The organism is Methylobacterium tarhaniae (assembly GCF_001043955.1).
Taxonomy (GTDB): Bacteria; Pseudomonadota; Alphaproteobacteria; order Rhizobiales; family Beijerinckiaceae; genus Methylobacterium; species Methylobacterium tarhaniae.
Genome location: NZ_LABZ01000128.1, coordinates 1 through 6,791, shown reverse-complemented (window position 1 = coordinate 6,791; position 6,791 = coordinate 1). Strand labels below are relative to the sequence as shown.

Sequence of the window (6,791 nt, the reverse complement as noted above, 5' to 3'; positions counted from 1 at the left end):
CAGGGCGCCCGCCACCGCCGACCCCCTGCGGGTCATCCCGGCCCTGGTGGCGGGCTCGGCGGTGGCGGGCGCCCTGTCGATGACCCTCGGGGTCGCGCTGCGCGTGCCCCATGGCGGGTTGTTCGTGCTGCCGATCCCGAACGCGATCACCCCGGTGCTCGGCGCCGTGGTCGCCCTCGCCGCCGGCACCGTGATCACCGCCTTGCTGGTGGGTGCCTTCAAGAAGCGGGCGGCCTGACCGCCGCCCGCCTGCCGCGACGATCCGGGTCGATCGTCACCCCCGCATCGGTCGCCGCGCGCGACCGATCCTGATAGAAGGCGACGACCCGCGCTCTCGCGGGTTGTTTGCTTGAGATCTGTCGGAACGGACTGCGCGGCGACATGACGGCGATCGGGCAGGTCACGCTGGACCTGGTCCAGGCGGTGAAGGCGGCGCGGAATCCCGCCGAGATCACGGCGGTGCTGACCCGCGCCGGCGGGATCTTCGGCTACGAGCGGTTCGCGATCGCCGGCGTGCCGCAGAGCGCCAGCGAGACCCTGACCGACCGGCTGCTGCTGATGCACTGGCCGGACGGATGGGCGGCACGCTACGTCGAGCGGGGCTACGTCCAGCACGATCCGGTGATGGCGCAGGTGCGGCGCACCACCGCGCCGTTCCTCTGGTCCGAGGTCCGGGTGGATCCCGATGCGGTCCTGGCCCGGCGGATCATGGCCGAGGCGCCGGCCTTCGGCCTCGGCGACGGGCTCTGCGTGCCGATCCACGACATCGACGGCACCGAGGCCGCCGCCTCCTTCGGCGCCCCGCGCATCGACCTGTCGGACGAGGCGCGGGCCGGGCTCCATCTGCTGGCGATCTACGCCCACCTGGCCTCGCGCAGCCTCGGCTCCCCCGCCCCGCTCCGTCCCGGCCGCCCGAGCGGCGCCCCGCGCTGCACCAAGCGCGAGATCGAGTGCATCCGCTGGGCCGCCGCCGGCAAGACCGGATGGGAAACCTCAGAGATCCTGTCCCTGTCCCAGCGCACGGTGGAGGATTACCTGCGCAACGCCGCCCGCAAGCTCGGTGCCGTCAACCGGGTGCAGCTCGTCGCCCAGGCGATGCGCGAGGGGCTGATCGACTGATGTCACCGGTCGTTGAAAACGACCTCTGGTTCCGTTCTCGCGCTGTCGTCAAGCCCAGGGTCTCGGACTTCCGGGCTTGGTGTCGAACATTCGAGATGGTCCAACGGCCTCGTCGATCTCGGGTTTCCCCGAGATCGAGGTTGATGCTCGGGCCTGGCCGAGATCGAATTTGCTGCGTCAACATCTTAGGCCGTTGGTATAAAGCATTTTCCGACGAGGTGGATAAGTCTCGTTGTCGAGAATGCGGCAAAATCAAAGGCCTTGAGCGCGCGCGATCAGTACGGTCGGGCGCGGCTCTCGATTGCCGCTCGGTGCGGCACAAATGGCCGACCGCCAGGAGGGTGCCGCCGCTCGGGACATGAAAACGGCACCTCACCGCAACGTGATCGGCTCCCAGGCCGCGTCGCACCCGAGACGGTCCCGGCAGCCGGCCCGCCCTGATGCGGGCGACCCGCCGCACCACCGCCCTGCCTGGCTCGGCGCCTCCGGTTTCCTTTGCCTCCGATCTTCTTGCGGGACTGCACGATAAAAACAAGGTTCTGCGGATGATCATGCGCCGTTCCCGTGATATCTAATCAATACAATCAGAAACAATAAAACATTTTGCGCCGTGCTGGGCAGAATCGAATATTTAGCTTGACTAACAACTATCCCGTAAATTTACGGTCTATCTCATTCTAGGTTCAAAGATCATGAATGGCTCCAGAGCAAGGAGCCCTGGTCTTGATCACGATCATCGATCGCGAAAATTACCGCGACAAAGCGGAGCTTCTCGACAGGATATATTGCTTCCGCCACCGCCTGTTCGTCGAGACGATGCGATGGGAGGCGTGCCGCAAGCCGGATGGGCGCGAGCGGGACCAGTTCGACGGGCCGGACTGCATCCACGTCGCCGGCCTCGACGACGGCGAGGTCGTCTCCTATTCGCGCCTGCTGCCGACCACCCGGCCGCATCTCCTGAGCCACGTCTACCCGCAGCTCCTCCAGGGCGGGGCCGCGCCGAGCGGGCCGCGCATCTTCGAGTGGACCCGCTGCGGTGCCGCCCCGTGGCGACGCGCCTCCGCCACCGCGAAGGACCCGATCGCCGGGCGCCAGTTCGTCGCGGTGGCCGAGCTGACGGGGCTCATCGGCCTCGACGGCTACCTGATCCAGGCCCATCCGATCATGATCACCCATCTGACGACGCTCGGCTGGGACATCGAGCCCCTGGCGCTGCCGATGATCTACGACGGCCATCCCCTGGTGCCGTTCTTCGCCCGCTGGACGCCCGCCACCGCCGACACCACCCGGGCGGTGTTCGGGCTGGAGGGCACGCCCTACGACGTGCCGCGCGGCCTCGGGCAGGGACGGTGGGAGAACGAGGTGCGCCTCTTGCGGGCCTCGTGAGGCTCCTACTCCACCCCGGCCGGGGGCTTGAGCGTCGCGCCGATGCGCGAGGACGCGATCACCGCCTGCGTGCGGCTCTCGACGCCGAGCTTCTGCAGGATCGCCGAGACGTGGGCCTTCACGGTCGCCTCCGAGACGCCGAGCTCGTAGGCGATCTGCTTGTTGAGCAGGCCCTCGGACAGCATCATCAGCACCCGCACCTGCTGCGGCGTCAGGGTGGCGAGGCGGCGCATCAGGTCGGCCGTCTCCTTGTCCTCGGAGGCCGACAGCTCGATGTCGGGCGGCGACCAGTTGCCGCCGGCCAGCACCTGGCCGATCGCCTCGCCGATGCGGTCGACCTCGAGGGATTTCGGGATGAAGCCGGAAGCGCCGAAATCGAGGGCACGGCGGATCACCACCGGATCCTCGTTGGCCGAGACGATCACCACGGGGATCGCCGGGTGCTGCGCCCGCAGGTAGATCAGGCCGGAGAAGCCCTGCACCCCCGGCATGGTGAGATCGAGGAGCACGAGGTCGATCTCGGGCTCGGCGTCCAGGATGGCCGTCAGCGGCTCGAGCCCACTCGCCTCGATGATCCGGGCGCCGGGCATGATCGCCGTCACGGCGCCGCGCAGGGCGCCGCGAAAGAGCGGGTGGTCGTCCGCGACGACGATGGTGGTCTCGGAACCCAACTCACTCCCCGCCACGGCACCCGCGCTCCCGGCGCTCTTCGGCCTACTTCTTTTGTCTCTATAGTTTTTTTGGCGGGGTTGAAACCGGAGGGTATGCGCTATCCACGCCGGCCGAATGTGCGTCCGACTGCGTAAGGCGTGGCGCGCGATGGTCAGTCGAGCGTGCCGGTGAGAGTCACGGCGGGGAACCCACCCCGCCTCATGACGCCGCGAGGCGGGGCGGCACGTGCCGCCCGTCGCCGTCATCCGATGCGAAATAGCGCATCCGGACCGGTGCCTCACCCCGCGGCCCGCCCAGGCCCGGGCCGGGTGGTCAGGCGCCGACGAGGTGCAGCACGATCTCGCGCCGATGCGGCCGGTCGCGGTGCTCGATCAGGTAGATCCCCTGCCAGGTCCCGAGCGCCAGGTGCCCGTCGACGAGGGGGATCGTCAGCGCCGCATCGGTCAGGAGGGTGCGGATATGCGCCGGCATGTCGTCCGGCCCCTCGATCCCGTGGACGTACCCGGCGTCCCGCGGCGCCAGCCGGTCGAGGGCGGTCATCAGGTCGGTGCGCACGTCCGGGTCGGCATTCTCCTGGATCGTCAGGGAGGCCGAGGTGTGGCGGCAGAACACCGTGAGCAGGCCGTGGCTCAAGGCCGCCTCGCGCACGAAGCCGGCCGCCGCGTCGGTGATCTCGGTGAAGCCACGGCCCCTGGTCTCGACCACGAGGCGCCCGGTGGCCTGGCGGGTGACCGTGCCGCTGCTCAGCATCTCGACGCGTCTCATCCGGCGATCTCCCGTCCGGGGTGAATTTCGTTCTCGCCGCGGGCCAGGATGCGCTCCAGCACGTCGATCCGGTCGGCCTCGGCCGGCGGCTTGTCCCAGCGGATCCGGCTGACGCGGGGAAAGCGCATCGCCACCCCCGACTTGTGCCGGGTCGAGCGCTGCACGCCCTCGAAGGCGATCTCCAGCACCAGCCCCTTGGCCACGCCGTACTCCACCTCCCGCACCGGGCCGAAGCGCTTGGTGGTGTGGTTGCGGACGTAGCGGTCGAGCTTGGCCAGCTCCTCGTCGGTGAAGCCGTGATAGGCCTTGCCCACCGGCACCAGCTCCTCGGCCCCGTCCGGCGCCTCGCGCCAGACGCCGAACGTGTAGTCGGAATAGAACGACGAGCGTTTCCCGTGGCCGCGCTGGGCGTACATCATCACGGCATCGACGAGGTAGGGCTCGCGCTTCCACTTCCACCACGGGCCCTTGGGCCGGCCCGGCTGGTAGGGGCTGGCGAGCCGCTTGAGCATCACGCCCTCGATCGCGTCCGCATCCGGCCCGGCGCCGACCGAGGCCGGATCGGCCCGCGCCGCGGCCAGCGCCCCCCAATCGGCGAAGGGCACCAGGGGCGAGAGGTCGATGCGGGCATGGTCGAGCCCGGCGACGAAGCGTTCGAGCCGGGCCCGGCGCTCGGCGAAGCCCAGGGGCCGCAGGTCCTCTTCGCCCTCGGCGAGGAGGTCGTAGGCGCGGACATGGGCCGGGAAGTCCTGCAGGAGCTTGCCCGTCACCGCCTTCCGGTTGAGGCGCTGCTGGAGCACGTTGAAGCTCTGCACCCGCCCCTCGCGCAGGATCAGGAGCTCGCCGTCGAGGGCGCCCGAGAAGGTGATCGCCTCGGCGAGGTCCGGGAAGGCGCCGGAAATATCCTCGCCGGTGCGCGAATAGATTTTCTGGACCTGGTTGCCGTCGCGGTCGCGCCCGCCGGCGAGCTGGACCCGGATGCCGTCCCACTTCCACTCGGCCGAGAAGGCCTCCGGATCGAGCTTCTCCAGGTCCGCCTCCTCCTCGATCGGATGCGACAGCATCGGGGGGCGGAACGGCGCCGGGTTGACCGATTCCGGCGGCCCGGCCCGGCCCTCGACCCAGGCGAATAGTTGTCGGTAGGGCGCTTCCAGCCCGTGCCAGACCTCCTCGACGGCGTCGGCCTCGTGCCCGCCGAGGCTCGCCACCGCGGTCTTGGCGAGGCGGGCCGAGACGCCGACCCGGAGTTCCCCGGTGATGAGCTTGAGGAGCGCCCAGCGCCCGGTCTCGTCGAGGGCGTCGAGCCAGGCGGCCAGGCGCGCCGGCAGCTCGCTCTTGCCGATGGTGCCGAGCGCCTCCACCACCTCGGACAGGGTCGGCACCGGCGGGTTGTTGTGGCCGGGGCCGGGCGTATCCCCGGATTCGTGCCTCGGTCGTGCGGGCCAGATCAGCGCCGTCGATTCCGCAAGGTCGCCGACATAGTTGTGCGACATCCGGAACAGCACCGGATCGACCCGTTCCTCGACGAGGCCGCGGATCAGGCCGGGCTTGGCCTCGCGGAAGCTCAGCGATCCGGTCATCGCGGCGAGCGCGTAGCCGCGGTCCGGATCGGGGGTATGGCGGAAGAAATCCTGGAGCAGGCGCAGCTTGGCGTTGCGGCGCGGCTCGTAGGCGAGGCGGTCGAGGAGGTGGGCGAAGTCGTTCACGCGGCCGTCTCCGTCCCGCGAGGGTCCGGCTCCGCCTCGCCCTCGTCGCCGTAGCCGAGCATGTGCAGGGGCTTGGCACGGATCCCTTGCGTCCCGCACCAATGCACCAGGGCGTCCTCCTGGCCGTGGGTGACCCAGACCTCGCCGGCTTGCGTCTCCTTGATGGTGCGGCAGAGGTCGTCCCAGTCCGAATGGTCGGAGATGACCAGCGGCAGCTCGACGCCCTTCTGGCGCGCCCGGGCCCTCACCCGCATCCAGCCGGAGGCGAAGCCGGTGACCGGATCGGGGAACTTTCGCGACCAGAGATCCTGGATGGCGGAGGGCGGGCAGATCACGATCCTGCCGCCGAGCTTCGGCCGCTCCGCCGCCACGACCTTGATCGTCTCACCCAGCGGGATGCCCTCGCGCCGGTAGAGGTCGGTCAGCTTCTCCATCGCGCCGTGCAGGTAGATCGGGTCCGAAAAGCCCTCCTCGCGCAGCAGGGCCATCACCCGTTGCGCCTTGCCGAGGGCGTAGGCGCCGACGATGTGGGTGCGCTCGGGGAAGAGCCGGACCGAATCGAGCAGCTTTCGCACCTCGTCGCGGGCGACCGGATGGCGGAAGACAGGCAGGCCGAAGGTGGCCTCGGTGATGAACACGTCGCAGGGCACCACCTCGAAGGGCAGGCAGGTCGGGTCCCGCGCCCGCTTGTAGTCGCCCGAATTGACGATCCGGCAGGCGCCCTGCTCGATGGCGATCTGAGCCGAGCCGAGGACGTGGCCGGCGGGGTGGAAGCGCACCGTGACGCCCCCCAGGCGGATCGCCTCGCCGAGCCGCGCCTCCTGCCGGGTCTCACAGAAATCCTCGCCGTAGCGCACCGCCATGATGCGCAGGGTCTCGGGGGTCGCCAGCACCGCGCCGTGGCCGGCCCGGGCATGGTCGGCATGGCCGTGGGTGATGAGCGCGCGCGGCACCGGGCGGACCGGATCGACGTGGAAATCGCCCGGCGGGCAGTACAGCCCCTCTCGGGTCAGGGTGAGCAGCTCGGTGGGGCGCGGCGCCATTGACCCTCTTGAACGGTGAAGCCTCTTCCCGGGGGCGGGGCTGGGTATATAGGCGGCCCGATCGGTCCGTCCCGCCCCTCCCCCGAAAGCCCCTCAGCGA

6 protein-coding genes and 1 pseudogene are annotated in these 6,791 nt (G+C 69.8%); 3 read left to right on the top strand and 4 right to left on the bottom strand.

The window, feature by feature from the left end; translation table 11 throughout:
* The 3 genes and pseudogenes from VQ03_RS33840 to VQ03_RS18310 form a co-directional block, all read left to right on the top strand.
* Positions 1–238: pseudogene (locus VQ03_RS33840) on the top strand (PTS fructose transporter subunit EIIBC); the annotation flags it as partial.
* 143 nt (positions 239–381) lie between these two features.
* Positions 382–1,119 (top strand): LuxR family transcriptional regulator, encoded by a 738-nt coding sequence (locus VQ03_RS18315; RefSeq protein WP_048452333.1) that lies wholly within the window; start codon positions 382–384, stop codon positions 1,117–1,119.
* Positions 1,120–1,842: 723 nt separating this feature from the next.
* On the top strand, positions 1,843–2,505 hold the full coding sequence (locus VQ03_RS18310; protein ID WP_048452332.1) for an acyl-homoserine-lactone synthase: 663 nt from the start codon (positions 1,843–1,845) through the stop codon (positions 2,503–2,505).
* 5 nt (positions 2,506–2,510) lie between these two features.
* Here VQ03_RS18310 and VQ03_RS18305 read toward each other — a convergent pair whose 3' ends face one another.
* The 4 genes from VQ03_RS18305 to VQ03_RS18290 form a co-directional block, all read right to left on the bottom strand.
* Complete coding sequence (locus tag VQ03_RS18305) at positions 2,511–3,176, bottom strand: response regulator (RefSeq protein ID WP_048452331.1); 666 nt, start codon at positions 3,174–3,176, stop codon at positions 2,511–2,513.
* 313 nt (positions 3,177–3,489) lie between these two features.
* Positions 3,490–3,942, bottom strand: coding sequence for a secondary thiamine-phosphate synthase enzyme YjbQ (locus VQ03_RS18300; protein ID WP_048452330.1), 453 nt, complete (start codon positions 3,940–3,942; stop codon positions 3,490–3,492).
* Positions 3,939–5,648 carry a cisplatin damage response ATP-dependent DNA ligase gene (locus tag VQ03_RS18295; protein WP_048452329.1) on the bottom strand — a complete coding sequence of 570 codons (1,710 nt, stop codon included), beginning with the start codon at positions 5,646–5,648 and terminating at the stop codon, positions 3,939–3,941. Before VQ03_RS18295 ends, VQ03_RS18300 begins: the two co-directional genes overlap by 4 nt.
* Positions 5,645–6,691 (bottom strand): ligase-associated DNA damage response exonuclease, encoded by a 1,047-nt coding sequence (locus tag VQ03_RS18290; protein ID WP_048452328.1) that lies wholly within the window; start codon positions 6,689–6,691, stop codon positions 5,645–5,647. Before VQ03_RS18290 ends, VQ03_RS18295 begins: the two co-directional genes overlap by 4 nt.
* Between the last annotated feature and the right edge of the window lie 100 nt (positions 6,692–6,791).